Annotated in this window: 21 protein-coding genes and 6 pseudogenes; 17 read left to right on the top strand and 10 right to left on the bottom strand. The window is 69.9% G+C overall.

All coding sequences use genetic code 11. The annotated features are described in order from the left end of the window. Nucleotides 1–100: 100 nt before the first annotated feature. The 4 genes and pseudogenes from ABZX79_RS12110 to ABZX79_RS12095 form a co-directional block, all read left to right on the top strand. Nucleotides 101–908, top strand: a pseudogene (locus ABZX79_RS12110) (transposase); the annotation flags it as partial. A 66-nt stretch (nt 909–974) separates the two neighbouring features. Next, a complete protein-coding gene (locus ABZX79_RS12105; protein WP_355254865.1) occupies nt 975–1,532 on the top strand; it encodes a YrhB domain-containing protein in 558 nt (185 codons plus the stop codon). 561 nt (nt 1,533–2,093) lie between these two features. Further along, complete coding sequence (locus ABZX79_RS12100; RefSeq protein WP_355254863.1) at nt 2,094–3,026, top strand: FAD-dependent monooxygenase; 933 nt, start codon at nt 2,094–2,096, stop codon at nt 3,024–3,026. Between the two features lie 316 nt (nt 3,027–3,342). Then, entirely contained in the window at nt 3,343–4,044 is a 702-nt protein-coding gene (locus ABZX79_RS12095) for a DUF1707 domain-containing protein (protein ID WP_355254861.1), read from the top strand. Between the two features lie 151 nt (nt 4,045–4,195). On the opposite strand, the pseudogene ABZX79_RS12090 reads toward ABZX79_RS12095, so the two are convergent. Together ABZX79_RS12090 and ABZX79_RS12085 are read right to left on the bottom strand one after the other, a co-directional pair. Continuing rightward, nucleotides 4,196–4,402: pseudogene (locus ABZX79_RS12090) on the bottom strand (transposase family protein); the annotation flags it as partial. A gap of 507 nt (nt 4,403–4,909) precedes the next feature. Continuing rightward, nucleotides 4,910–5,017 (bottom strand): annotated as a pseudogene (locus ABZX79_RS12085) (IS5/IS1182 family transposase); the annotation flags it as partial. On the opposite strand from ABZX79_RS12085, the gene ABZX79_RS12080 reads away from it, so the two are divergent. The 6 genes from ABZX79_RS12080 to ABZX79_RS12055 all read left to right on the top strand — a co-directional run bounded on the left by ABZX79_RS12080 (nt 4,967) and on the right by ABZX79_RS12055 (nt 9,761). Beyond that, complete coding sequence (locus ABZX79_RS12080; protein ID WP_355254928.1) at nt 4,967–5,245, top strand: transposase; 279 nt, start codon at nt 4,967–4,969, stop codon at nt 5,243–5,245. The pseudogene ABZX79_RS12085 and the gene ABZX79_RS12080 overlap by 51 nt on opposite strands. 152 nt (nt 5,246–5,397) lie before the next feature. After that, on the top strand, nt 5,398–5,649 hold the full coding sequence (locus ABZX79_RS12075; protein WP_355254859.1) for a hypothetical protein: 252 nt from the start codon (nt 5,398–5,400) through the stop codon (nt 5,647–5,649). Nucleotides 5,650–5,758: 109 nt separating this feature from the next. After that, entirely contained in the window at nt 5,759–7,264 is a 1,506-nt protein-coding gene (locus ABZX79_RS12070) for a hypothetical protein (protein WP_355254857.1), read from the top strand. Next, complete coding sequence (locus ABZX79_RS12065; RefSeq protein WP_355254855.1) at nt 7,242–8,210, top strand: hypothetical protein; 969 nt, start codon at nt 7,242–7,244, stop codon at nt 8,208–8,210. Before ABZX79_RS12070 ends, ABZX79_RS12065 begins: the two co-directional genes overlap by 23 nt. After that, a complete protein-coding gene (locus ABZX79_RS12060; RefSeq protein WP_355254853.1) occupies nt 8,210–9,181 on the top strand; it encodes a hypothetical protein in 972 nt (323 codons plus the stop codon). The genes ABZX79_RS12065 and ABZX79_RS12060 overlap by 1 nt, the downstream gene beginning before the upstream one ends. A gap of 127 nt (nt 9,182–9,308) precedes the next feature. After that, a complete protein-coding gene (locus ABZX79_RS12055) occupies nt 9,309–9,761 on the top strand; it encodes a transposase (protein ID WP_355254851.1) in 453 nt (150 codons plus the stop codon). On the opposite strand, the pseudogene ABZX79_RS12050 reads toward ABZX79_RS12055, so the two are convergent. Beyond that, a pseudogene (locus ABZX79_RS12050) lies at nt 9,731–9,892 on the bottom strand (transposase); the annotation flags it as partial. The gene ABZX79_RS12055 and the pseudogene ABZX79_RS12050 sit on opposite strands and share 31 nt — an antisense overlap. A 61-nt stretch (nt 9,893–9,953) precedes the next feature. Further along, entirely contained in the window at nt 9,954–10,244 is a 291-nt protein-coding gene (locus tag ABZX79_RS12045) for a hypothetical protein (RefSeq protein ID WP_355254849.1), read from the bottom strand. A gap of 203 nt (nt 10,245–10,447) precedes the next feature. On the opposite strand from ABZX79_RS12045, the gene ABZX79_RS12040 reads away from it, so the two are divergent. After that, nucleotides 10,448–11,314 (top strand): GNAT family N-acetyltransferase, encoded by an 867-nt coding sequence (locus ABZX79_RS12040; RefSeq protein ID WP_355254847.1) that lies wholly within the window; start codon nt 10,448–10,450, stop codon nt 11,312–11,314. On the opposite strand, the pseudogene ABZX79_RS12035 reads toward ABZX79_RS12040, so the two are convergent. Beyond that, a pseudogene (locus ABZX79_RS12035) lies at nt 11,310–11,493 on the bottom strand (ISNCY family transposase); the annotation flags it as partial. The gene ABZX79_RS12040 and the pseudogene ABZX79_RS12035 overlap by 5 nt on opposite strands. A 689-nt stretch (nt 11,494–12,182) precedes the next feature. On the opposite strand from ABZX79_RS12035, the gene ABZX79_RS12030 reads away from it, so the two are divergent. Further along, nucleotides 12,183–13,421 (top strand): aminotransferase class V-fold PLP-dependent enzyme, encoded by a 1,239-nt coding sequence (locus ABZX79_RS12030; RefSeq protein ID WP_355254845.1) that lies wholly within the window; start codon nt 12,183–12,185, stop codon nt 13,419–13,421. Between the two features lie 543 nt (nt 13,422–13,964). Here ABZX79_RS12030 and ABZX79_RS12025 read toward each other — a convergent pair. From ABZX79_RS12025 to ABZX79_RS12010, 4 genes are all read right to left on the bottom strand, one after another. Further along, nucleotides 13,965–14,462, bottom strand: coding sequence for a transposase family protein (locus tag ABZX79_RS12025; protein WP_355254926.1), 498 nt, complete (start codon nt 14,460–14,462; stop codon nt 13,965–13,967). A 381-nt stretch (nt 14,463–14,843) separates the two neighbouring features. Then, complete coding sequence (locus ABZX79_RS12020; RefSeq protein WP_355254843.1) at nt 14,844–15,011, bottom strand: hypothetical protein; 168 nt, start codon at nt 15,009–15,011, stop codon at nt 14,844–14,846. Between the two features lie 75 nt (nt 15,012–15,086). Next, nucleotides 15,087–15,299, bottom strand: coding sequence for a hypothetical protein (locus ABZX79_RS12015; protein WP_355254841.1), 213 nt, complete (start codon nt 15,297–15,299; stop codon nt 15,087–15,089). A gap of 62 nt (nt 15,300–15,361) precedes the next feature. After that, the gene (locus tag ABZX79_RS12010) at nt 15,362–16,213 is read right to left on the bottom strand and encodes an arylamine N-acetyltransferase (protein ID WP_355254839.1); all 852 of its coding nucleotides are present in this window, start codon (nt 16,211–16,213) and stop codon (nt 15,362–15,364) included. Nucleotides 16,214–16,876: 663 nt separating this feature from the next. Here ABZX79_RS12010 and ABZX79_RS12005 point away from each other — a divergent pair. From ABZX79_RS12005 to ABZX79_RS11990, 4 genes and pseudogenes are all read left to right on the top strand, one after another. Beyond that, nucleotides 16,877–18,493 (top strand): phospholipase D-like domain-containing protein, encoded by a 1,617-nt coding sequence (locus ABZX79_RS12005; protein WP_355254837.1) that lies wholly within the window; start codon nt 16,877–16,879, stop codon nt 18,491–18,493. Between the two features lie 128 nt (nt 18,494–18,621). Next, nucleotides 18,622–18,836 (top strand): annotated as a pseudogene (locus ABZX79_RS12000) (hypothetical protein); the annotation flags it as partial. Nucleotides 18,837–19,378: 542 nt separating this feature from the next. Continuing rightward, nucleotides 19,379–19,537 (top strand): hypothetical protein, encoded by a 159-nt coding sequence (locus tag ABZX79_RS11995; protein WP_355254835.1) that lies wholly within the window; start codon nt 19,379–19,381, stop codon nt 19,535–19,537. Between the two features lie 118 nt (nt 19,538–19,655). Beyond that, complete coding sequence (locus ABZX79_RS11990; protein ID WP_355254833.1) at nt 19,656–19,964, top strand: hypothetical protein; 309 nt, start codon at nt 19,656–19,658, stop codon at nt 19,962–19,964. Nucleotides 19,965–20,837: 873 nt separating this feature from the next. Here the strand turns inward: ABZX79_RS11990 and ABZX79_RS11985 are convergent. Beyond that, nucleotides 20,838–21,704, bottom strand: coding sequence for an NAD(P)-binding domain-containing protein (locus ABZX79_RS11985; RefSeq protein WP_355254831.1), 867 nt, complete (start codon nt 21,702–21,704; stop codon nt 20,838–20,840). On the opposite strand from ABZX79_RS11985, the gene ABZX79_RS11980 reads away from it, so the two are divergent. After that, entirely contained in the window at nt 21,703–22,104 is a 402-nt protein-coding gene (locus ABZX79_RS11980; protein ID WP_355254829.1) for a helix-turn-helix domain-containing protein, read from the top strand. The genes ABZX79_RS11985 and ABZX79_RS11980 overlap by 2 nt on opposite strands. Nucleotides 22,105–22,109 lie beyond the last annotated feature (5 nt).

The following is a 22,109-nucleotide window of genomic DNA, read 5'->3' as shown; positions in this document are numbered from 1 at the left end:
CGATCGCCGACGGCGGCAGCCCCGAGACCCGCCGGGTGCTCCGCGGGTCCCGCACGTCGCTGGGCGGCAACAGCGAGCAAAGCAAGGAGAAGAGGGCAAGCGCGCCCACAGGGACGCCGTCTGGAACCGGCAGCAGATCGCCAACCAGCTCCGCTCGCTCCTGCGCGAGTACTACCCGGCCGCAGTCGAAGCCTGGCGGGACAAAGCCGGCGGACTGACCCGCCCGGACGCCCGCAAGATCCTCGGCGCCGCCCCAACCCCCGCCCTGGCGGCCCAACTGCCGACGTGGAAACTCCGGCTGATGATGGCCAATGCGGGCCGCAAGCGCGGCATCACTGAGGATGCCGAACGGCTCCACACGCTGTTCCGCCAGTCCGCAGCCCGCCAGCTGCCCGCGGTCGAGGAAGCCATGGGGATCCAGGCCAAGGCCCTGCTGACCAGCTGAACGCTGTCTGCAAGGCCGTCGACGAGCTCGCCAAGGCCGTGGAACGGACCTTCCGCATCCACCCCGACGCGCCGATCATGCTCGGCTTTCCCGGCATCGGCGTCGGCGCCGGTGTCGGGGCCCGCCTCTTGGCAGAGATGGGTGACGACCGCAGCCGCTTCGCCACTGCTGGCGGCCTGAAGGCATACGCCGGCGCGGCCCGGTCACCCGGGCCTCAGGCAAACGCAAGTACGTCGGACGAAGGTTCGCTGAAGAGCAACCGGCTCAATCACGCCGGACACCTGTGGGCCTTCGCCACCCTCACCCCCTCTCACCCAGGGCGAACGCCCACTACCGACGACGACGCGAGACAGGAGACTGGCATGCCCAAGCCCTCCGGCACCTGTTCAACCGTATGCTCGGCCAACTCCACCACTGCCTTCAGCAGAGGTGTTCTATGACGACAGCGTTGCCTTCCCGCTAGGTGAACGGCTCCGCCGTGGCATGAATACCGATTGGCTGATCGCAGAGCGGCCCGCATGATGGGTGCGTGATTTCGAAAGAGCGTGCTGTCGAACTGGTCGAGCAAGCACTGCTTCGTGAACATCAGGACCGTCCGCTCTCGCAGGACGCCGTGCCGGCCGAGGTGGTTTCCGGCGTGGCGCGGCACGAGTTTGGATGGCTTGTGTCAACGCAGGCCCGGGCCTGGCTCGAGACGGGAGATTCACGGCATCTCATCGTCGGTGGCGGACCGATCCTGGTGGACGCCGAGGATGGCAGCGTCTACATGATTCCCATCGTGACCTTCAAGATGGGCAACTGGCAGGACGAGTACCGCCGGCGATTCAAAGGACATACGCCGTCCGACGCGAAAGCCTCGCTCAGTGCACATGTGGCGCAGGTTCTCGCCGACGAGGGACGCCTGACTGCCCTGCGCGCACTGCGTCAGCAGGCACCGACACTGGATCTGAAGCAGGCGCTGACATACGTGTTGGCACTGGAACGCGGCGATGCGGCCAGTTGCGAACGCGTGGCGCCGTCGGAGCCAGAGGTGCCGCCCTCCGAGGTCTCGTTGATCCAGATGGCAGGGCCTGACCTTCACGTGTGAAGTGATCCACTCGAGGTGTCTTTCCAGCGACAGCCTGGAAGAGGTTCAGTTCCCCGAGGGCGGCGCGGCGTGAGTCGCTGACCGGTGGCGGATGAACAGCGTGGGCCGGCCTGGTGCCGCACGGTCGTGCAGGGAGGATGCGAGCCATGACGTCGCGTCCGACGCTCACCCAGAGGGAGGCCACGGCCGCGTGCGCCGTCAGTCGCACGACGATCCGCGCCGACGCCGGCAGCCGGCTTCCGGGTCAACGCCCCGGCCCAGCCCGACTTCCCGGCCGCCACGACGGAGGGCGCCGAACCGGACCAGAGCGAGAACGTCACGGAGCCGGCCCCGCACTCCGTAGTCACGATCCTGATCAACGTCTTCTGGCCGCAGCTGCTCTGGTTGCTCAAGCGGGGTCGACCGGCTGAAACGCGGCCAAGACGAAGCCGAACGGAATCAGGGCGTCGAAGGCGAGGGTGACCGAGAGCGTAGCGTCGAGGACGTCGAGGGACAGCTGCCGGGGCAGGCCAGAGTCTCCGTGGATTCTGCCGAGGTGCCTGCTGACGGCGTGGGAACGGAATGACCGTTGCACGTGACCTCGACAAGGTGGCCGACGGAGCCGCGCTGGAGCGCGAGCTGGGCACTTCGATCGTCGGCATCCCGCGCGCCGCGCTCCACCAGCTGCTCTGCGAGGCTCTGCCGCCCGAGTCCCCGGTGATCGCGGCCGAGGTGGCGTCCGTCGACCGCTCCGACCCCGCTCGGGTGCGGATACCCATCGGGGACACCGTTCTCGACGCGGACCTGGTCGTGGCCGCCGACGGCATCAACAGCCGGCTGCGCACCCAGCTCTTCCCCGACCACCCCGGCCCCTCCTACAGCGGGTCAACCGTACTGCGCGCTATCACCGAGCGCCCGGTCGATCTGCGGACCGAGTTCGAACTGACCTGGGGGCAGGGCGCCGAGTTCGGCCACATCGCGTTCACCGACGGCCGCGCCGAGTGGCACGCCGTCCTCAACTCATCCGCCGACGTGCGCTACCCGGACCCTCTTGCCGAGATGCGCCGCCGGTTCGATGACTGGCACGACCCGATCCCCGCGCTACTGGACGCGACCCGGCCCGAGGCCGTCCTGCATCACGACATCAACGAGCTGGCCACCCCCCTGTCCACCTACGCCGTGGGCCGCATCGCCCTCCTCGGCGACGCGGCCCACGCCATGACCCCGAACCTCGGCCAAGGCGCCTGCCAGGCATTGGAGGACGCGGTCACACTCGCCGCCTCACTCGCGACCGAACCCACCGTCGAGGTGGCGCTGATCCGCTACGACACCGAGCGCCGCCCGCGTAGCCAGTCCGTCGCCCGCGCCGCCCGCCAGGCCGGCCGCATGGGTCAGCAACTGACCCACCCGCTGGCCATCGCCCTGCGCAACACGGCGCTCCGGCTGGCCCCGTCCCGCGCGACCGTCGGAGCCATCCTGCGCCATGCCGACTGGACACCCCCGCAACTGAGCTGACTGTAGGGGCCTTAGCAGGACTCCGGTAAGGGGCCCTGGCCTGCGGCAATGCGATGGGTTGTGCGCGTACGAGTCCTCCCGTACCCGGGCATGGAACGGTTGGGTCACGTCACTCTTCGCACGTCGCAGCCTCGCGTCGCGACCTGTCGGAGCCTTGACCGACCGCCGACCCCGCACCACACGGAGCCCTACGACTACATCCTTCGATGTAGTGCGCGTGATCCCGGTCGTCCCGCACTCCGATGTGCTTGTGGCCGCGACCTGTTGGGATGGGAGCTGGCCGTTTCGCCCGTTTACGGAAGGCAGCGTCATGCACGTGGACCCCGAACGCCCCGGTCTGTTCAAGGATGCGGCCGTGGCGCCCGTACCCGCTCCGGGCACCGCGGCATCGGTACTGGCCTCGGACGCCGAGCGGGAGGCCCTGGTGGAACGGCTGAGGGTCGCCACCGGCGAGGGTCAGCTGACGCTGGAGGAACTGGCCGACCGCTGCGAGGCGGCATACCTGGCCCGGACCCGCGAGCAGCTCGCCGTACTCGGTCGGGATCTGCCCGCCGCCGGCGAGACGAGTGCGGGTACGGATGCGGCTGCCGGGGCAGGAGGCGGTGCGGGAACAGCGACGGGGAAGCGGAAGTTCGTCGCCATGGTCGGGGATGCCACCTGCCGCGGCCCGGCGGCGCATGGCTCCGACACCCTCGTCGCTTACGCGGTACTCGGGGATCTGACCCTGGATCTGTGCGGGATGACGGCGCCGTCCAGCGGCGAGCTGACCGTGACGGCACGGGCGGTGTTCGGGGACGTACGGCTGATCGTGCCCGAAGGAGTGCAGGTCGAACTGGCCTGCGGCAGCGTCCTGGGTGACGTACGCGATCTGACCCGCGCCCACACCGCGCCGCAGGGCCGGGCTCCGCGGATACGGGTGGCCGGGGCCGCGATCTTCGGCGACATCACCCTTGCGCACCCCGGCGACCGCCGGAACACCTCGTGGCGCCGCTGGCTCGAAGAGGCCATCCGCAGCTAGTAGGAGGGTTCCGTATGGTCCGGGGTCGGCGGTCGGTCAAGGCTCCGAGAGATCGCGACGCGAGGCTGCGACGTGCGAAGAGTGACGTGACCCAACCGTCCCATGCCCGGGTACGGGAGGACTCGTACGCGGACAACCCATCGCATGTGGTGTAGGCGTGGGCGGTGCCCACCGAGATGCCGAAGCCGACGGCGATCTGGGCGAGGGTGTCGTGCTGGCGCAGGTACACCAGGCCGACGAGCGCACGCTGGTGCGGCGGGAGTTTGCAGCGGCGGTCACCCTCGCGGGTGACGATGAGCATGGTGACCCACTCGACCAGGGCGTGAGGCAGGTCGAGTGCGGCAGGATAGGAAACCAACGCGGCTCCTGTGCTTGAGGGTTGAGACTTCGAACACCTCCCCCAACGGCACGGGAGCCTCGTGCGTTGCGCACCCCGGCGGCGTCACCCGATCAGTGGCCTCGCTGAAAAGGCTCACTCCAAGGTAGGCCGGCTGAGGCAAGAGGGACAGCAAGGGCGGAGACGCATGCGGTCCGGGACCATCCCGGCCGGAGAACTTATGCCGTCAGTCAGCCGAAGTCGTCGGCCATGCTGCGGCTCTGCCCGCGCGCGCATCGGTCTCCGCGCTCGTGCCGCCGGACGCGGCGGACCCGCTGGATGCCCTTGAGCCGCCGACGGTCCCGCCACCAGTGCCGAACGCCTCCCCGATACGGCGCGCGGCTTCGGCGTAGTTCTGCGCGGTCTGCTGCAAACCACCGCGGATCGCGTCGGTGAACTTGGACAGCTGGCCAATGCCGTACTTCCACGCGTCGCGGAACTCGCCGCAGCGTTCCTCGAGACCGGCTGGCAGTCGCCGTGGCGGACCTGGTCCCGGAGCTGGCGCCAGGCGGTCACCCCTGAACAGCCCACGACCTGTGTGGGCACATCGCTCCAGGCCACACCCTTGCGCAACACGTAGACGATGCCGGCTACGGCCACAGCGTCTCCTTCCGGCTCGCGCCGGAAGAACGGGGCTGGTCCTACGTCATGGCCGTTGACCCCAAGGAGATAACACGGCCTGCCAGTGCCGAGCCTTATCAGCCCGTCTATGGCGGGCCGGGGCCGCCCACACGGCCCCGCTACCGCGAGACCGCCCGTCCCCTGCCCGCGTTCATCGACATTTCGCACCCCGTTCGAAGAGGTCGCCTGGCGGCAAGGCAGTAAAGGCAAGATGACATCGCATTTCGCTGGGCAAGTAAACCTGCCGGACCGCTCAGGACCGGGCACGGTGACGCAGCCGGTGGGACGGTGTACTGCCCCCGCGGACCCTTCTGGTCGAGCAGCCCGAAGAAGCAGACGAACCGACCGACTACTGGATGACCAACATGCCTGCCACCACCCCGATCGCCGACCTGGCGCGGTGGGCGAAGAAGCGCTGGCGTATCCAGCACGACCATCGCGAGCTCCAGCACGGTCTGGGCCTGGACCACTTCGAGGGCCGCTCCTGGCGGGGCTGGCACCACCGCGTCACCCTCGTCACCCTCCAGGCCCTGCTGAGGTGCTGGACCGGCACCTGCACCACCTGCGGCCGCACCCTGCCCCGCAACAGAACCAGCCCCAGAACCTGACGAAGCACTACTAGCCGCCATCTTCATCTCGTCAGCGACATGACCACAAGAGTCGACCTAGTCACGGGCCCCAGGAACCTCAGGAGCCTCGCCATACGTCCTACCGGGCATGATCGTCATACCTGATGCCCGGACGGCCGAGTTGTACGCGCAGTGGTCCCGGGTCGGTGCCCGCACCGATCCGGCCGAGGCCGAGCCGCTCGTGCTCGACTGTGTGCGCCGACTTGCCGCCGATCCCGGCGGTGAGTCGGCGCATGTGTGGGTGGCGGGGCTTGCGGAGATGGTCCGCTATCTCGCCTGGCGGCCGCGGCCCGAGACGGCGCGCGCCGCCGTCGCCGCGCTCGTGGCCGCCGCGTCGGCGCTGGACCCGACGGACTGCGGACACGAGGCGCATCCGTACGAGGAGGAGCTGGAGCACCTCTCCGAGGACTCCTGGGGATCGGTGGGAGCCGCCGCCGACTACCTGATCGGAGAGCACCCCGAACACCCCCGTCTGGAGGGAGAGTTGTGCCCGGTCAATGTCGCGGGCATCGCACGCGTCACGGCCGATGTGATCGCGCCGTTCTCGGCATCCGGGATACCCGAGGCGGTGCCGTCGGACCATGCGCAGTCGGTGCGGGATCTGAAGGAGATCCTCAACGACTACCCCGTCATCGATCCCGCTCCCGACATCGAGTCCAACACGGGCTACCTGTCCGACCGTCCCACCCGGGGCGCGCTCGCGGGGTACATCCTCACGCAGCATGTGACGGTTCCGTACGCCGTCCACCGGATCACCCTGCGTCCGGTCTTCGACGCGATGATCGAGGGTCTGGAGCGGGCGCTCGGGCTGCTCGGCGATGCGGGTGGCTGTGCGCACGCGGAAGGCGAGCACCCCGACGAAGACGACCTGTACTACGAGTCGGTGGCCGAGATCGGCTTCCATGTGCGCAGCCCCGGCGGGCGGGCCGAGCTCGCCGGATGGCTGGACGAGCCGGCCGACGTATGGGTGTGCCCGGACTATCTGCGGGACCTCGCCGAGGAGGCGCTCGGTGAACTGCGCTCCGCGCACCAGGAATTGTTCGGCGTACGCGACACCAGCGGCCTGGACGCCGCGTTCGTACGGCCCGACGGGCACCTCGACATCGGTGCGCTGACGCAGACGGTCGTCGACGCCGACGACCTCGACAACTCCGATGTCGCGGGCCAGAACGCCGGCCTGTGGGCGGCACGCCGGCACTCGGAGGCCACCGACCCGCACGAGCGGCTCGTTCTGCTTCACCTCGCCCTGTGGGCCGCCTCGGTCTTCGACCTGCCGTACGGCGTGGGGCGCGAGGTGCGCGCCCTGCTGCGGGGTGTCGATCCCGAGCCGCTCCACCATGACTGCCCGCACGGTGACGGCCATCCGGGCGCGGATCTGCGGAAGTCCGGGCACCGGCGCGAGGAGTTCAAGGCGCACCTCGATCACCTCTACGCCCCGGCGGAGTTCGGGGCGCCGGAAGGCGCGTACCCCATCGACGTATGGGCCTGTGCGAGCCTGCTCGCCGACTGGGCGCGGGACCCGATCGTCGCGATGGACGAGCGGTACGAGGAGATGGACGAGGAGGATGACGATGACGGATCGGTCTTCCGCTGAGCGGGCGAGCGAACTGGAACTGGTCGACGCCTGGGACGAGATGCGGGAGTACGTCGACCACGAACCGCGGACGTACGAGCGGCTCGTCGTCGAGTGCGCCCGTGAACTAGCCTCCGATCCGCGCGGGCCGCTCGCGTACAGCTGGACGCTGGGGCTGGTCCTCGCGCTTCCGTACCTGGCTACGAGGAAACCGGAGGACGGTGACGTCGGGGCGGCGTTCGACGCGGCGCAGGCCGTCGACCGGGCGCTGCGGGACGCGCCCTGCACGCACCAGGGCCACCCCTTTCATGGCGACTTGGAGGGGGAGCTCGGAAACATGGCGGACGTTCTGCGGGAGCTCGCCGACGACGGGAGGCCCTGGACGGACCTCAGGCCGCGCGACGCATGGCTGTGCCCGCGCAACGTCGCCGGGCACGCTCGTGTGGTGATGGAGTCGCTGCGGCCCGGCTCGGCCGACGACGTACCGCCGTTCCTGCCGTTCGAGGACCGGTACGAACTGCAGGGGCTCACTGCGATCATGGAGGGCTATCCGCTCGCGAGGACTTTCGACGTGGCCTGGGACCTCTCGCTCGCGGCCTCCGCGTTGCAGGAGGCGGCGGACGACGAGCTGGCCGGCCGGGTCTTCGTGGCCACCGCCGTCGCGTGGTACGTCGAGGCCGAGGCGGACGACGCCGACGCGCAGGAGCTCGTCGACGAGCTGGCGGACGCCTTCGAGCGCGCGATCGGCCTCCTCGACGACGGGCCCTGCCCCCATGGCGCGCACCCGGACCTTCCGAGCGACACCACCGAGGCCCTGTGGGTGGGCATGCACCTGGCGAGCACCCGCGGCCGCGCTGCGTACGCTCAGTGGCCCGAGCCCTGGGCCCCGCCCCTCGACACCGCCCTGTGTCCGGCGTTCGTCGCGGCCACGGCCCGCGATTCCCTGAAACGGCTGAGGAACGACTGATGACGTACGAACAACTGGTCCGCGCCTGGAGCGAGACCGGAGAGGACCGCTACGGTCCCTACGACGTCCAGGACCAGGTCGTCCTGGAGTGCGCACGGGCACTGGCGGACGATCCCGGCGGAGAGCTCGCGTATCAGCGGGTGTTCGGGCTGGTGCTGATGCTGCCGTACACCGAACTGGCCGGTGGGGACGTGCCGCGCGTGGTGGCCGATGCGGCGCGGGCCGTGCGCCGGGAACGCGCGGGGCAGAGCTGCGGTCATGAGGGGCACCCGTTCGACGAGCAGTGGGAGGACCTCGTCGACACGCTCCCGGACGTGCTGCGGATGGTGGCCGACGACAGCATTGAGTGGTGGGAGAACTATCCGCAGGAGCAGTGGCTCTGCCCGCGTACCGTCGACGGGTTCGCGGCCATGGTCCTGGAGGCACTCGAGCCCGGGTCGGCCCCGGACGCCCCGCCGTTGCTGCCTTTCACCGCGCAGCGGGACCTCGACTCGCTCACAGCCGTCCTGGAGGGCTACCCACCGCCCGGTACGGACGTGGGCGAGGAAGTCGCCGATGTGGGAAGGGCTTTGAGGTATGCCGAGGGGGAGGACCGGGCGGGCCATGTGATCACGGCCGCGGCGCTGACCTGGTGGGCCGGGACCGCCAAAAGCTCCGACGAGGCGTACGACGCCTTGGAGCAGGGATTCGAGGCGGTGCTCGCCGCGCTCCCGGACCCCGTGTGCACCCACGACGAACACCCTGCCCTGCCCCGTTGGGCGACCGCCGCCGTCTGTGTGGGGATTCACTTGAGCAGCGCCGGCGGACGCGGGGTCTACGAGCGGCACGGGCCGTGTCTGAAGAACCCGCTGCCGCTGGAGCCGCTGCTGTGCCCGGCGTTCACGGCTTCGGTCGCCCGGGACTCCTTGGCCCGACTGCGCGCGATGCGAGCCGAGCCGGAGCGAGGAGGGACGGAGGAAGGGCCCTGGTAGTGCTTCGTCAGCTCTCCCGATCTGGGCTGGTCACCGGCATGGTGGTGGGTATGAAGCTCGGGGAGGTGGAACGGCTCCGGGGTGAGCTGTCGGGGTTCGTTACCAGTCGCCATGGGAGCCGCTGCCGGTGCGGCGGCGTAGTGCGCACAGCTGTTCCTGCCCCAGGGTCACCTGGTTGCCGACAGTGCCGGTGATCGTGGCCGACGCCGGCTGTGGACGCAGCGTCTCCTTCCGGCTGGCGCTGGAAGAACGCGGCTGGTCATACGTGATGGCCATCGACCCCAACGAGATCGCCCGTCCGGTTGGCGCCAAGCCGCATCAGCCTGCCTATGGCGGGCTGGGGCCGCCCACGCTGCCCCGCTACCATGAGCCGGCTCGGCCTCTGCCCCAGCTCATCGATGCCGACATCCGGTTTGAGGCAGTCGGCTGGCGTGAGGGCAGCAAAGGCATGATGACCTCCCGCTTCGCTGTGCTCGAGGTGCGGCTGTCCGGCAAGGAAGCCTCCCGACCGCCCAGGAGCAAGCCGGCGAACGCAGCCAGTGGGACGGAGAACACCGCAGACCAGGCCGGGAGGTCATGAGGCAGAAAGCGCCACTGACAATCTGTCCGGTTCTGATGGAAGATCGCGTTCACGACCTCCCGGAGGTCACAGGACCCGGGGTCCCCGGTCGCTGACCACGCCACCCGGTCCTGCTTCCAGGCCGTGATCATCGGCTCGATCAACGCCCACTGCTCACGCGATAGAGTGATCACGAACCGAGGAAGATCGGACTTAACGCCCGCTCAGAGATGCGATCGCGAAGTGCCGCACATGAAGTGGCGCCACGAGGTACTCGTCCTCGCCCGACAGAACCACGGGCTGGTCACGCCAGTGCTCGCCGGCGAAGCCGACCAGGTCCTCCTCGCTGCGCCAGCGACTGACGTACAGCAGTGAGTCGGGCGGCGCGAGCAGCACCTCGTGGTCGACCAGCCCTGAATAGCGACCGGGAAACTCGCGCACCGCGGAGACGATCCAGTCGTGGAACGCTTCGAAGCGTTCAGGACGTACGCGTGCCTCACTCACCCTGACGATCATGGCCGTCAGCGTGGCACACAGGCAGCCGCGGCGCCAGCCTCGTGCCGCTGCGGAACTGCCAGTTGACTGGTGTTGTTCCCGCCCGAGGCCGCTACCAGAAACAGACTTAACGCCCTCTCAGAGCGAAGCGCCACGCCGGCCGGTCGGAAACCGGGTGCGGACTGTCGGTGCGGTGGTGTGTGATCGGGGGTATGGCGATTGTGTGGGGCCAGCCGGGGGTCGACGGGCTGAGTGAGGCTGTGGGCGTGCTGCGGGAGTGGCAGCACGACGGGGCGCCGATGCAACTGCATCCGGGGGACCTGGGCTGGTTCTGGCGGTTAGGTGCGGAAGCGACCGCCGCGGCGGTCAGGACGTGGAGCCGGGACGGACAGATTCTCGCCGTCGGGCTGCTGGACGGTCCCGGGCTGTTGCGGCTGACGATCGCGCCCGACGCTCAGCGGGAGGAGGAGTTGGCGCGCCAGTTGGTTGAAGACGTGACCGAGCCGGAGCGGGGCGTGCTGCCCGAGGGGAAGGCGAACATCGAGGCGCCGATGGGTGCACTGGTCCAAGATCTGCTGTTCGAGGACGGCTGGAACGCCGACGAGCCGTGGACGCCGCTGAGCCGCGACCTCACGGAGCCGGTGAAGGACCCAGGCGTGCGGATCGAGGTGGCCGGGCCGGAGCAGGCGCACGTGTTTGCCGCCGTACATCGGGCAGCGTTCGACGGGTCCAGGTTCACGGACGGGCGCTGGCACGCGATGGCGGCCGGATTGCCGTACGCCGACGCCCGGTGCCTGGTCGCGTACGACGGCCAAGGCAACGCGGTGGCGGCAGTGACGGTGTGGTCGGCCGGTCCGGGTAGGCCCGGGCTGCTCGAACCGATGGGCGTGCACCGGGAACATCGCCGTCATGGCTACGGCGAAGCGATCACCATCGCCGCGGCGGCCGCGCTCCAGGAGCTGGGCTCGTCGAGCGCGATCGTCTGCGCCCCGAGCTCCAATGTCGGCGCCGTCGCCACCTACAAGTCAGCCGGCTTCCGGCAACGCCCCGAGGTCCGGGACCAATACCGGGACGCCTAAGCAGCGTCTCGACCGGCACCGACGGCAGCCAGCCGCTCCGCGAATACCGCCCGCCACGGGGCGATGAACCTCTCGTCGTCCAAGAACGCATCGATCCTGGCCAGCTCAGCCGGCAACTGCCGTGCTTGCTCCGGAAGCATCTCCCACCATGTGTTCTGTACTCCCGTGAAACGCAACATCGCCACCACCCCCGGCCGCCACCGACCCACCTCCACTGTCGCGCCCACGGGCAGCCGGCACCAGGTACGAACCACGGACTCGAGGTACTTGCCGCCGGCCGGGGAGTCGGTGGAGTGGTGGACGGCTGGGTTGCTGGGGGTGTCCGTCGACCCGCCGATGACGCCGTCGCCCAGCCGGATCGCGCCGGAGATCCACACGACGCCGGTGGCGCCGCGCGGCAGCTCCCCAGCGTGGGAGAGGTCGGAGACGGAGTCTGCCCCGATGCCCAATGGGGGCGGGGTGTCGGGGTGTCGGGGTGTCGGGGTGTCGGGGTAGAGGATGGCGAACGGGTCGGGCGCCGACGGGTTCGTACCAGTCCAGGTCTCCGTCCTCGCGCGGCACGATGAGGCGCGGCTCCGGTGGTGAGGCCGGCCTCCACCCTGCGGGCGCATGACCTCCGTCAGTGACACCACCCCGCCGGAACAACTCCCACAAAGAAAGGTGTCTGACTTGACATCGCTTCACGGACAGAGGCCGTTTGGGTGATCGTGCTCTCGGCACCTGCGGCCACCTCGCGTAACCTCGCGTAACCTCGTTACCAGTAGGGCACCGACAGCTATTCCGCCACCGCTCCGCCGGTCGCGGCGCAAAGGGGTGCTGGATGTCGATGACGAGTCGGCGCGGTCTGCTGGCGAGATCTGCTGGAGCGGTGGCGGTCACCCTTGTGCCCAGCTCCGGCGCGGCAAGGGTGAACACACCACGGGAGCGGCCGGTCACTACGGTCGACGGGCGCGTCGACTGGGACGCCTTGCGGGCGCAGTTTCGTCTCGAGCCGGGATGGGTGAACCTCGCGTTGTTCTACCTGGCCTCGCATCCGAAGGTGGTGCGGGATGCGGTGGATCATCTGAGTGCACAGGTCGACGCCAATCCTCTGTCAGTGCCCACGGGGATGGCGCTGCCCGACGGTCCGACCGGATGGCCCCGGGTACGCCAGGCGCTCGCGGCCTATCTGGGAGGCCGGGCCGAGGACATCGCGATGACGGCGAGCACGAGTATCGGGCTGGGTGTCGTCTACAACGGCATCGTGACCCGTCCGGGACAAGAGTTCCTGTTGACGGAGCACGACCACATCTCCCATCGCACCGCCGCCCGGTTGGCCGCCGAAAAGCATGGCAACACGGTGCGGCTGGTCTCCTGGTTCGCCGATCCGGCCACCGCGACGGCGGACGGCATCGCAGCGGCAGTCGGCGAGGCGATACGCCCGAACACCAGAGTTGTGGGGATCACCTGGGTGCAGTCCAGCACGGGGCTTCGTATGCCGGTGCGTGCGGTGGCCGAGGTGGTGCGCCGGGCCAATGAAGGGCGCAGTCCTGCCGACCGGTGCCTGCTGGTCGTCGACGGCGTGCACGGGCTGGCGGCAGTCGACGAGGATGCCGCCGGCCTGGGCGCGGACGTGGTGATCGCCGGAACGCACAAATGGCTGTTCGGTCCGAGGGGCACGGGACTGGTCTGGGTGGCGCCGGACGTCCTCGAGCAGCTGCGGCCCACGTTCGTGAGCTTCATCAGCGGCGGGGGAACAGCGTCCCTGTCGCCCGGCGGGTTTCTGGCGTTCGAGCATGCCTTCGCCCTGCCGGTGGCGGTGGCGCTGCATGAGCAGCTGGGCCGAGCGCGCGTTGCCACCCGGATCACACAGCTGTCGACCCGGGCGAAACAAGGACTGAGCCGCATCCGCGGGGTCACCGTGCACACTCCTGCCGACCCGGGACTCTCAGCGGGCATCACCTGTTTCAGCGTGGCGGGCCACACCCATCAGCAGGTCGTAGACCACGCCGCTGCCCACCGCGTGCGGCTGTCCACCTCGACCTACACCCGCATCGGGACCGCCGTCATCAACACTCCAGCAGAGATCGACACCGCACTCAACAGCCTGGCTGACCTCACCCGCTGAAAGCCGTTCTGGACTTCCCCGGGGCGTCGCCGGGGCGTTCGGCACGGGGCCCGGCGACGGGCGGCAGATGGTTCCGTGGAGCGCAGGGCGGCGAAGGCCCACATGTAGCCGACGGCGGCCATGCGTCGGTTCATGTCCCGGCCGGGCCCTGACCCTGCTTGCGATCGCGGTAGGGCCGTGTACCCGAAGTTGCGCGATCCTGGCGTGCGTTTGCCTGATCGCCTCGCGCTGCGCCTTGCCGGCCGCTTCTTCGGCTGCTGCCCAGGAGCCGCCTTGGCGGCCTTCTGTGCCGGGCTCTGCCCCACGAGCCGCATCGTAGAGCTGCCTTGACGGCCCTGCGCCACGCGCTCCATGACGCGGATGCCGACGGCGCACCGGTGCGATGCGCCGCTCACGAAGCAACGCACTCCCTACCGGTGGTTCGCAGCGATGCGGTTCACTGAGCCTCCGCCAACTTGAAGTCGCAGTTCAGAGGGCTGGTGTGACCGGCTCTCGGGGTGCTCACGCTGGTCGTGGGCGACAGTCTCCGGCGTAGATCGTGTGTCAGCGGTTGATTTCGAGGTTCGTCAGGACGAGCAGGGCGCGCAAGAGTTGGGTGGCGCGGTCGGGGTCGTACGGAGCTTGGTGAGGATCCGCCAGTTCTTGAGGTGGGCGAAGCCGTGCTCGACGGGTGCACGTCCGACGGCGAGAACGCGATGGGCAGTCTTCTGGCCTGGGGTGAGCTTGTGGGCGCGGGTGGCGGTGAAGCCGGTGACGGCCACGGGGTCGCGTACGTCGTTGTCCAGGCCGCGGAAGCCGAGGTCTGCGAGGGCGCCGAGACCGGCGGGCGCGCAGGCGGGCCAGGATGTGGTCGTGGCGGGCGGCGGTGATGTCGTGGGTGCGGCCGGGCCGGGCGGCGGATATCCAGACAAGGCGGCCTCTCTCGTCGGTCAGGGCGAGGAAGTACAGGCCGTGATAGTGGTGTTTGCCGGAGTAGTTCCGCCGGGTGGCCTTGCCGGTGCGGCGCTGGGTGGGGATGAGGGTGCCGTCGATCAAGACCACCTCTTCGCCCTGCTTGGCGACCTTCTTCACGGCGCGGCGGTCCAGGCGCGGGGCCTGGGCGGCGAGCAGAGCGATCAGCGTTGTTGCCGCCGGCCATGTCGGCCAGGCGCTGGTCGTGGCGCAGTACGGCCAGGACAGGACGATCACTGCGATCCGTCCGGGCGGCAGGATCCGCCACCTGGACCGTATCGCCCTCAGGTGGCGTCGCAGCAGATCGGTAAGGTGGTTGACGGTGCTCGTGGACAGTGGCAGACGGCACTGGCAGACAAGCTGGCAGGTGTCCTCGGCGCGTTCTTGGGTTCTCGTCACACAGGCCCAACGGCTGCCGGTGGCACCCCGGTTACGCCTGCGACGTCCCGCTCCGGGCAGCGGCGTGCCTGGTCACAGGCGGGTGGTGAACCAGCGGTCGGGAAGTTTCCGCAGCCAGCAGCGGTCGGCCAGTCCGACCAGCTTCCCGCGCAGCGGTTCCAGCTTGGCCCGCACGCTGACGTCCACCCCCAGTACTTCGCCGACCTGCCGGGCCATGACCGGTCCGGCAGCCTGCCGCACGGCGGCGAGGATACGCTGGTTAGTCCGGCGGGAGCGTGGCCTCCTCCACGCCTGACGTGCGGTGCGGGACCAGCATCACCGCCTGCCCGCCCCTTGCACTGGCGTCGGCGCGGCCGAGGCGCGTTCGTTGGCGAGCTGCTCGCTCATCCGCTCAAGGACGCGTTCAGCGACGGCGAGTTCATCCCGCTCGTCCCGAACCTCTGCCGACTGCTTGGCCAGCTGTTCTTCGAGTTCGTCCAGTTCCGCGCGCCGCGCGGTGATCCGTTCCAGCAACTCGGGATCCAGCATGCACCGGATCGTAGAAGACCGCCCGGCCACAGCGGGCAGGAACCGGCGAGCCGACCGTCCCGTCAGAGCGTTGTTGCACGCTGCCCCGCAGCCTCCCGCTCCTGGTGTGCGGTGTGGACGCGGTGCCACAGCGCCGCCCGCGCGGGGGCGTCGACGTCGGTCAAGTTCAGGTGGAACACGTCGGCCAGTACGTCGTACCAGTCGTCGGCCGAGTCGATGGTCCGCTCGTACGTGCCTTCGGCGTCGATCCGGCGCAGCACGCAGCCGCGCAGCATGTCCACGCCCTTGGCGTCGCGGAGCTGGGCTTGGAGGACCCGGACGAATCCGGACTCGGGGGAAGTGGACAGCCGGTGGTGCTCCGCGGCGAAGGAGGACAGCTCCACGGGCTCCGGCGCGAAGACCATCGCCGTGAAGGCGCCGCGGGGGTCATGGGTGAACCGCCAGCCGCCGGGCACCACCACCGACGGGGCCATCACGTAGGTGAACGGCCCCTGGGTGTAGGTGCCTTCGCGTAGCGGCAGTGGCTCGTACATGCCGCCGGCGAGCCCGGTGTCGACAAGCCACCGTTCGCCGTCGAGCCCCACGGTGAGCGCGAGATGGTCGCCGCCCGGGCCCTCGGGGTCCTCGACCTCGTCCTGCACCCCGGCCCGGTGCAGGGTCACGTCGTAGCCGAGGGCCGTCAGCAGCGCGGCGAAGGCCCCGTTGAGGTGGAAGCAGTAGCCGCCGCGGCCGCGCAGGATCCGGGCCACGGATTCCGCGGCGCCGATGCCCGTCAGCCGTCCCAGTTGGTTGTCGAGGGTCTCGTAGGCGACCCGTTCCACCTGCGCCCGGTGCAGTGCCCGCAGCACTTCGGCGGTCGGGGCCGCCGGCCGGGCCACCCCCAGCACGGCCAGATACCCGTCGATGTCGATCATGCTCCCCCTCACCGTTCGAACGGATGATCAGCCTAGTCGCCGGTACCGTCCGTCCCAAGCCCCCGCCCCCTGGGTACTACGCCCTCCTTCGACCACTCCACTCCAGCCACCCAGCGAAACCCGCAGGTCAGACAGCGAAATCCTGCTGGAGTACCAGGTCGTGTTTCCTCGATCAGCTCTTACGGCTCCAGACGATCTACTCCGCAGACTGTCGCCCACGACCAGCGTGAGCATCCCGAGAGCCGGTCACGCCAGCCCTTTGACCTGCGGCTTCAAGTTGACGGAGGCTCACTCCCCCCGACGGTTCGCATCGCCGGGAGCCAGTGCGCACCAACCGCGCACCGATACGAGACACAGCGGACGGTGGCGAACGTGGTCAAGGAGAAAGGTGCGCGCCGCCAGACCTCGGCAAGGAGTGCGCATCCAAGGCGGCGTACTCCGGACAAGGGGTGCGCATCGACCGCACGGAACCGAACCAGCACTTCCTCAGCCTCCGTGCGCGCACCGCGGTGCGGTGCGCACCACGGTGCGCCTTGCGCTGCGCTCGCCCGTGGCAACCACGGCGGGGAATCACAGCGGCGCAGTCGGGTGAACCGATCGGGATGAGCGGGCGTGAACCGGGTAGCCGTACGTTCGGGACCGAATGGGCGGAGGGCCCATGTCGTGGAACTCACCGACTGGCTGCTGACAACCGGCGAACGTGGCAACCCCGCGACCCGCCTGGACGGTCGCCGACCGGACCGCGTGGCGTGGTCGGAGGGTAACCATGTGCGACCTCTGGTCCATGGGGCGACGTACTTCCGCGAGCTGCTCGCCGCGGTCCGCTCGCAGCGCGCCGGCGACCTGCTCCTGTTCACCGACTGGCGCGGCGATCCCGACGAGCGGCTCGCAGGTCACGGCACTGAGATCGGTACCGTCCTGTGCGAGGCGGCGCGGCGCGGTGTGATCGTCAAAGGGCTGGTCTGGCGCTCCCACCTGGACCGCTTGCAGTTCAGCGAGACCGAGAACCGCCACCTCGGCGAGGAGATCGAAGGGGCGGGCGGCGAGTGCCTGCTCGACATGCGCGTGCGCCCCGGGGGCTCGCACCACCAGAAATGCGTGGTGCTCCGGCATCCCGGCCGCCCCGAGCTCGACGTCGCGTACGTCGGCGGGACCGACCTCTGCCACAGCCGCAACGACGACGCCACCCACCGCGGCGACCCGCAGGCACAGCCCATCTCCGCCGCGTACGGACCGCGCCCACCGTGGCACGACATCCAGCTCGCCGTACGCGGACCGGCAGTCGGCGACCTCGAGGCCTGCTTCCGGGAACGCTGGGACGACCCGGCCCCGCTCAGCCGCAGCCCCGTCACCCGCCTGCGCGAGCGCGCACACCGGGAGGACACCCACGCCAACCCGCTGCCACCCCAGCTGCCCGACCCGCTGCCCCGCGGCACACACACCGTCCAGGTGCTGCGTACGTACCCGAACCGTCTGCTGCGCGGATACGACTTCGCCCCCGATGGTGAGCGCAGCATCGCGCGTGGCTACCTCAAGGCACTGCGGCGAGCCCGGGCACTCATCTACCTGGAGGACCAGTACCTGTGGTCTCCGCACGTGGTCAGGTACTTCGCCGAGGCGCTGGCCGCCAACCCCGGCCTGCACCTTGTCGCGATCATCCCGTCCTTCCCTGAGCAGGACGGCCGGGTCACGCTGCCGATGAACCTTGTCGGCAGGATCACGGCCTTGGAGAAGCTGCGACGCGGTGGTGAGGGGCGCGTCGCGGTGTACGGGCTGGAGAACCACACCGGGACACCGGTGTACGTGCACGCCAAGGTGTGCGTGATCGACGACGTCTGGGCCTCGGTGGGGTCGGACAACATCAACCTCCGCTCTTGGACCCACGACTCGGAACTCGACTGCACCGTCCTGGACGAGAGCGCCGACCCACGTGAGCCGCGCGACCCCGGAGGCCTCGGTGACGGCGCGCGCAGCTACGCCAGGAACCTGCGGCTGGCGCTCTCGCGTGAGCACCTGGACAGGGAGGAACCCCTAGCCCCTGACGCGCCGGACATCCTCTGCGACCCGGTGGGCGCCTTCGACACCTTCGCGGCGAGCGCCGCCGCCCTGGACTCCTGGCACGACAGCGGCCGGCGCGGGCCCCGGCCTCCCGGACGCCTTCGCACTTACCGCCCGCCGAACCTCTCGCAGCCGGCGAAGGCTCTTTCGCTGCCGCTGTACCGCCTTCTCGTCGATCCCGACGGCCGGCCCTTCAGCCTGCGCCGCCACCACACGTTCTGAGCCGGTCGATGACGGGACGCTTTCGCACGGCGCGCTCACGCAGCCGCGCGATGATCCCGGTGCTGAGCCCGGCGGCGCTCCTGCCACGTACTTCCGGCTTACTGCCTCTCCACCAGTTCGGGGACAGCGTGGAGCCTGCCGAGTACCGGGTCTGGGTGCGCGCCCCGGAGCATGTACGGCCTGTGGACGGTGTCCAGTGCGACGACGTGCCCACCGAGTACCTGGACCCGCCCTCGCCCGTCCAGCAGGCGCTGGGGCCGCGCCGTCCGTCGGCTGGGTGCTGGCGAAGGCCGCCGGCCTCAGGCTCGGCCGGGGCGTCGTGCACGCCGTCGACTGCGCAAAGCCCCGGCAAGTCGGGGTAGGTGAGGTGCGGCCACAGCAGCTTGAGGTCGCGGGCGGCCCGCTCCGCCAGGACGACGGGGTCGTTGGCGCTCCATTGGTGACTGACCCGATGGTGTCGGCGGCCTTCGTCCCGGAGGTGCCCTTACCGGGGAAGGATCCGGAGGTGACGCGGGCGGTGAAGGTGGCCAGGGCGGGCGGGGCAGGAGCAGCAGTGGGTGGTGCGGGGTGAAGTCGAAGTGGCCCAGGCCGGCTGCGGGTTCTTCGTCGAAGAGCTGCAGTTCGGTCCACAGTCGACGGTGACCACCAGCCAGTGTGCGGGTGGTCCGGGTCGTCGCGCAGCCACAGGCCGAACGTGTCGACCAAGAGGTTCTCCTCCCACTTCCAGACCTTCGCCCGCGGATCGAGTGCGTCGGCCCCGGCCCGGCGCAGCGGCATCAGGACCCGCTCGAACGGGGCGATCAGGTCGTCGTAGGCGTCGCGCATGGCACTGCTGGCCGCGTGGGCGACGGTCCGCTCCCGGTCGGGGACGATCTCCCATGTCAGTTGATCGGGCAGCTGCTCGGCCAGGTACTGGCGCAGCCGCTCCACGACTACCGGGAGGTCGTTCTCACCGCGTCGCGCATGTTCGGCCGCTGGCAGGCGGACCCATCAGGCGTAGTACGGGACATCGTCCTCGGAACCGGCGCTGACCGGGCCGCCTGAACTCTGTCCCTGCTCCAGGGGGTTGGCCCCTGAGCTGGAGAGGGGCCGGTCGCGGAGCCCGTACGACGGCCACTTAGGGTCGTACGGGCCCACCACTGCGCCGACCACAGGAGTCCCCTTGCGCCCCGAGACCCGCCCGCTGGATTCGCCGACGTCCGCCGGGAGGGGGCGGCCGGGGCCCGCCGGCCCGCTCGGAGGGATCCCCTGGGCGGTCGGATTCCTCGCCGCCTGGACCCTTCTGGTCGTATCGCTCATGCAGGACCGGCACCAGTGGCTCACGGTGATCAACCTGGTCACCACCCACGCGGGCCTGTTCGTCCGGCTCAACGCCCGTCGCTTGGGCCACGGACGGCTGGCCCGCGCCAGCCAGATCGCGCCCGTGGTCACGCTGGTGCTCAGCGTCGTGGCCCTTGTGGTGTTCCGGTAGGAAGGGCGGGGGCGGTCGCGAGGTCGGTCGTGGGGACGTGCGGCTGGCTGCCCCTCTCCGCTCCGGGCGACGACGAGGAAACTGAAGCTCTCTACGAGGCGATATGGCGGGGTGAACGCCCGGAGTTCGGCGAATCCCGCCCTGCGGGGGCGTTGCTCGCCGAACTGCGGGCCGGGACGGTCCGCCTCTCCACTGTGGTTCGGCACCGGTTACGGGCGGCACGTTCGGCCGCCTCGCGCACCACGAGCTCCCGGTGCTCTTCCTGCTGATGCAACGCGGCCACCCGGGCCGCGTTGTCCGCGGCCTCGTCTTCCCGGTCCGTGCCTCTGGCCGCACCCTTCGTGCTTGCACGCCCACTTCGCCCACGCGCCCCGCGGCTCGACGCTGCAACCCCTGCTGTACCCGGCCATTGCGCTCCCTGCTCGGCTCCGACCCGAAGGTGTGGCTTTGGCTGATCGGCTGCCTAGTGCCCCGCGACGGCACGGCCACTCATTGGGATGAGCGAACAGAGATCGCTTCGTAAGGACACTTCGGCGTAGTCGTCCGCAGGGTCCAGGAGACCGATTGGCGAAGGGGGTTCGGGTGCCCGGGACTTGGGCGGGGGACGGATGCCAGCAAGGCCGCGCACCACGGCACGGTGATCGACTCGGACGGCGACAAGCTGTTGTCGCGCCGGGTCCTTAATGATGAATGCGAGCTCCTGGGCCTGATATGTAACGTGGTGGCACTGGCCGAGGACGCGCGGTGACCTGGGCAGTCGACCTGAACGCGGGCAGGGCCGCGCATGCGCATGGCGCGGGCGAGGCGGCGGCCGTCCGGTAACCAACGACCGGGTCCGCCCGTCCCGGACGGGCCGGGACGGGACGGGACGGTTCAGCCGCGGAGGAGTTCGGCGACGTGGGCGTACGAGTCGTCCGCGTAGCCGGCCGCCATGCCGCGGCGGGCGATGTCATGGGCGGCGGAGATGACCGTGTCGTCGACGCCCCGGCTGCGAGAGGCGTCGAGGACGTGGGACATGATGGCCGCCGCCGAGCGGAGGTTGGAGACCCCGGCGGGGTAACTGCCGGTGTCGACCTGCTCGGCGAAGGCGCCGATCACGTCGGGCAGGAGACCGGCGACCCCCTTGGCGTAGGGGGCAAGGTCGGAGGCGGTGACGCCCTCGGCCCTGGCGAGGGCGAAGGCGTGGACGACGCCGGTCAGTGCCGTCCAGAAGATGTCGAGCAGCGCGACGTCGTGCGCCCCCGCACGGCCCGGGTCCGTGCCCAGGTGCACGCACGTGCCGCCGACGGCCTGGAGGGTGTCCCGGTGGCCTTCGTACAGGTCGGCCGGGCCGCTGTGAAGGACCAGGGTGGACGGGCCGCCGACCAGGTACGTCGGAACCATGATCGCGCCGTCGAGGTAGCCGATGCCGTGCGAGGCGGCCCACTCGGCGGTGGCGCGGGCGTCGTCGGGAGTGCCGGCCGTGAGGTTGGCCAAGGTGCGGCCCTTGAGCGCGGCGGTGTGCGGGGCGGTGACGGCGTGGACGGCGTCGTAGTCCAGTACGCAGATCACCACGAGGTCGCTCGCCGCGATCGCCTCAGCGGCGTTCGCGGCCCCGACGGCGCCGCTCTCCACCAGGCCGTCCGCCCGGCCCGGGGTACGGTTCCACACGGTTGTGGGATGGCCCGCGGCCAGGAACGAGGACGCCAGGGCCCGGCCCATCGGGCCCAGGCCGAGAACGGTGACGGGGGAAGCAGACATGGGGAGCTCCGAGGTCGTGACGGTGACCGATCCGCACACGTGCGGGATGGGCGTGGCCGTCGGGGTGTTCGAGGGCAAGTGGAAGTCGTTCATCATGTGGGTGCTCGCCGACGGTCCGCGCCGTTTCGGGGAGACCAGGCGACTGGTCACCGGCATCAGTGAGAAGGTGCTGACCCAGCAGCTCCGGGAGCTCCGGGCGGACGGGATCGTGCATCGCAAGGACTACGACGAGGTGCCGCCCCGGGTCGAGTACTCGCTGACGGAGCAGGGCCGTCGGCTCTACGAACTGCTGGAACTGCTCTCAGCCTGGGGACGGGATCACCTGACCGCGAAGGCAGATTCGGTAACGGACGAGGGACTTGGCGCGCCTCCACCAGACTCCCCGACCGCCGGTTCTTGATCAAG

It is taken from the genome of Streptomyces sp. NPDC002994, assembly GCF_040611155.1.
Lineage (GTDB): Bacteria > Actinomycetota > Actinomycetes > Streptomycetales > Streptomycetaceae > Streptomyces.
This window is presented reverse-complemented; position numbering and strand designations above follow the sequence as displayed.

What these genes read in the sequence shown, in the direction of transcription:
- ABZX79_RS12100 (WP_355254863.1), top strand. Translation starts at nt 2,094, where the DNA reads ATGACCGTTGCACGTGACCTCGACAAGGTGGCCGACGGAGCCGCGCTG.
- ABZX79_RS12075 (WP_355254859.1), top strand. Translation starts at nt 5,398, where the DNA reads ATGACCAACATGCCTGCCACCACCCCGATCGCCGACCTGGCGCGGTGG.
- ABZX79_RS12070 (WP_355254857.1), top strand. Translation starts at nt 5,759, where the DNA reads ATGATCGTCATACCTGATGCCCGGACGGCCGAGTTGTACGCGCAGTGG.
- ABZX79_RS12065 (WP_355254855.1), top strand. Translation starts at nt 7,242, where the DNA reads ATGACGGATCGGTCTTCCGCTGAGCGGGCGAGCGAACTGGAACTGGTC.
- ABZX79_RS12060 (WP_355254853.1), top strand. Translation starts at nt 8,210, where the DNA reads ATGACGTACGAACAACTGGTCCGCGCCTGGAGCGAGACCGGAGAGGAC.
- ABZX79_RS12040 (WP_355254847.1), top strand. Translation starts at nt 10,448, where the DNA reads ATGGCGATTGTGTGGGGCCAGCCGGGGGTCGACGGGCTGAGTGAGGCT.
- ABZX79_RS12015 (WP_355254841.1), bottom strand. Translation starts at nt 15,299, where the DNA reads ATGCTGGATCCCGAGTTGCTGGAACGGATCACCGCGCGGCGCGCGGAA.
- ABZX79_RS12010 (WP_355254839.1), bottom strand. Translation starts at nt 16,213, where the DNA reads ATGATCGACATCGACGGGTATCTGGCCGTGCTGGGGGTGGCCCGGCCG.
- ABZX79_RS11980 (WP_355254829.1), top strand. Translation starts at nt 21,703, where the DNA reads ATGGGGAGCTCCGAGGTCGTGACGGTGACCGATCCGCACACGTGCGGG.
- ABZX79_RS11985 (WP_355254831.1), bottom strand. Translation starts at nt 21,704, where the DNA reads ATGTCTGCTTCCCCCGTCACCGTTCTCGGCCTGGGCCCGATGGGCCGG.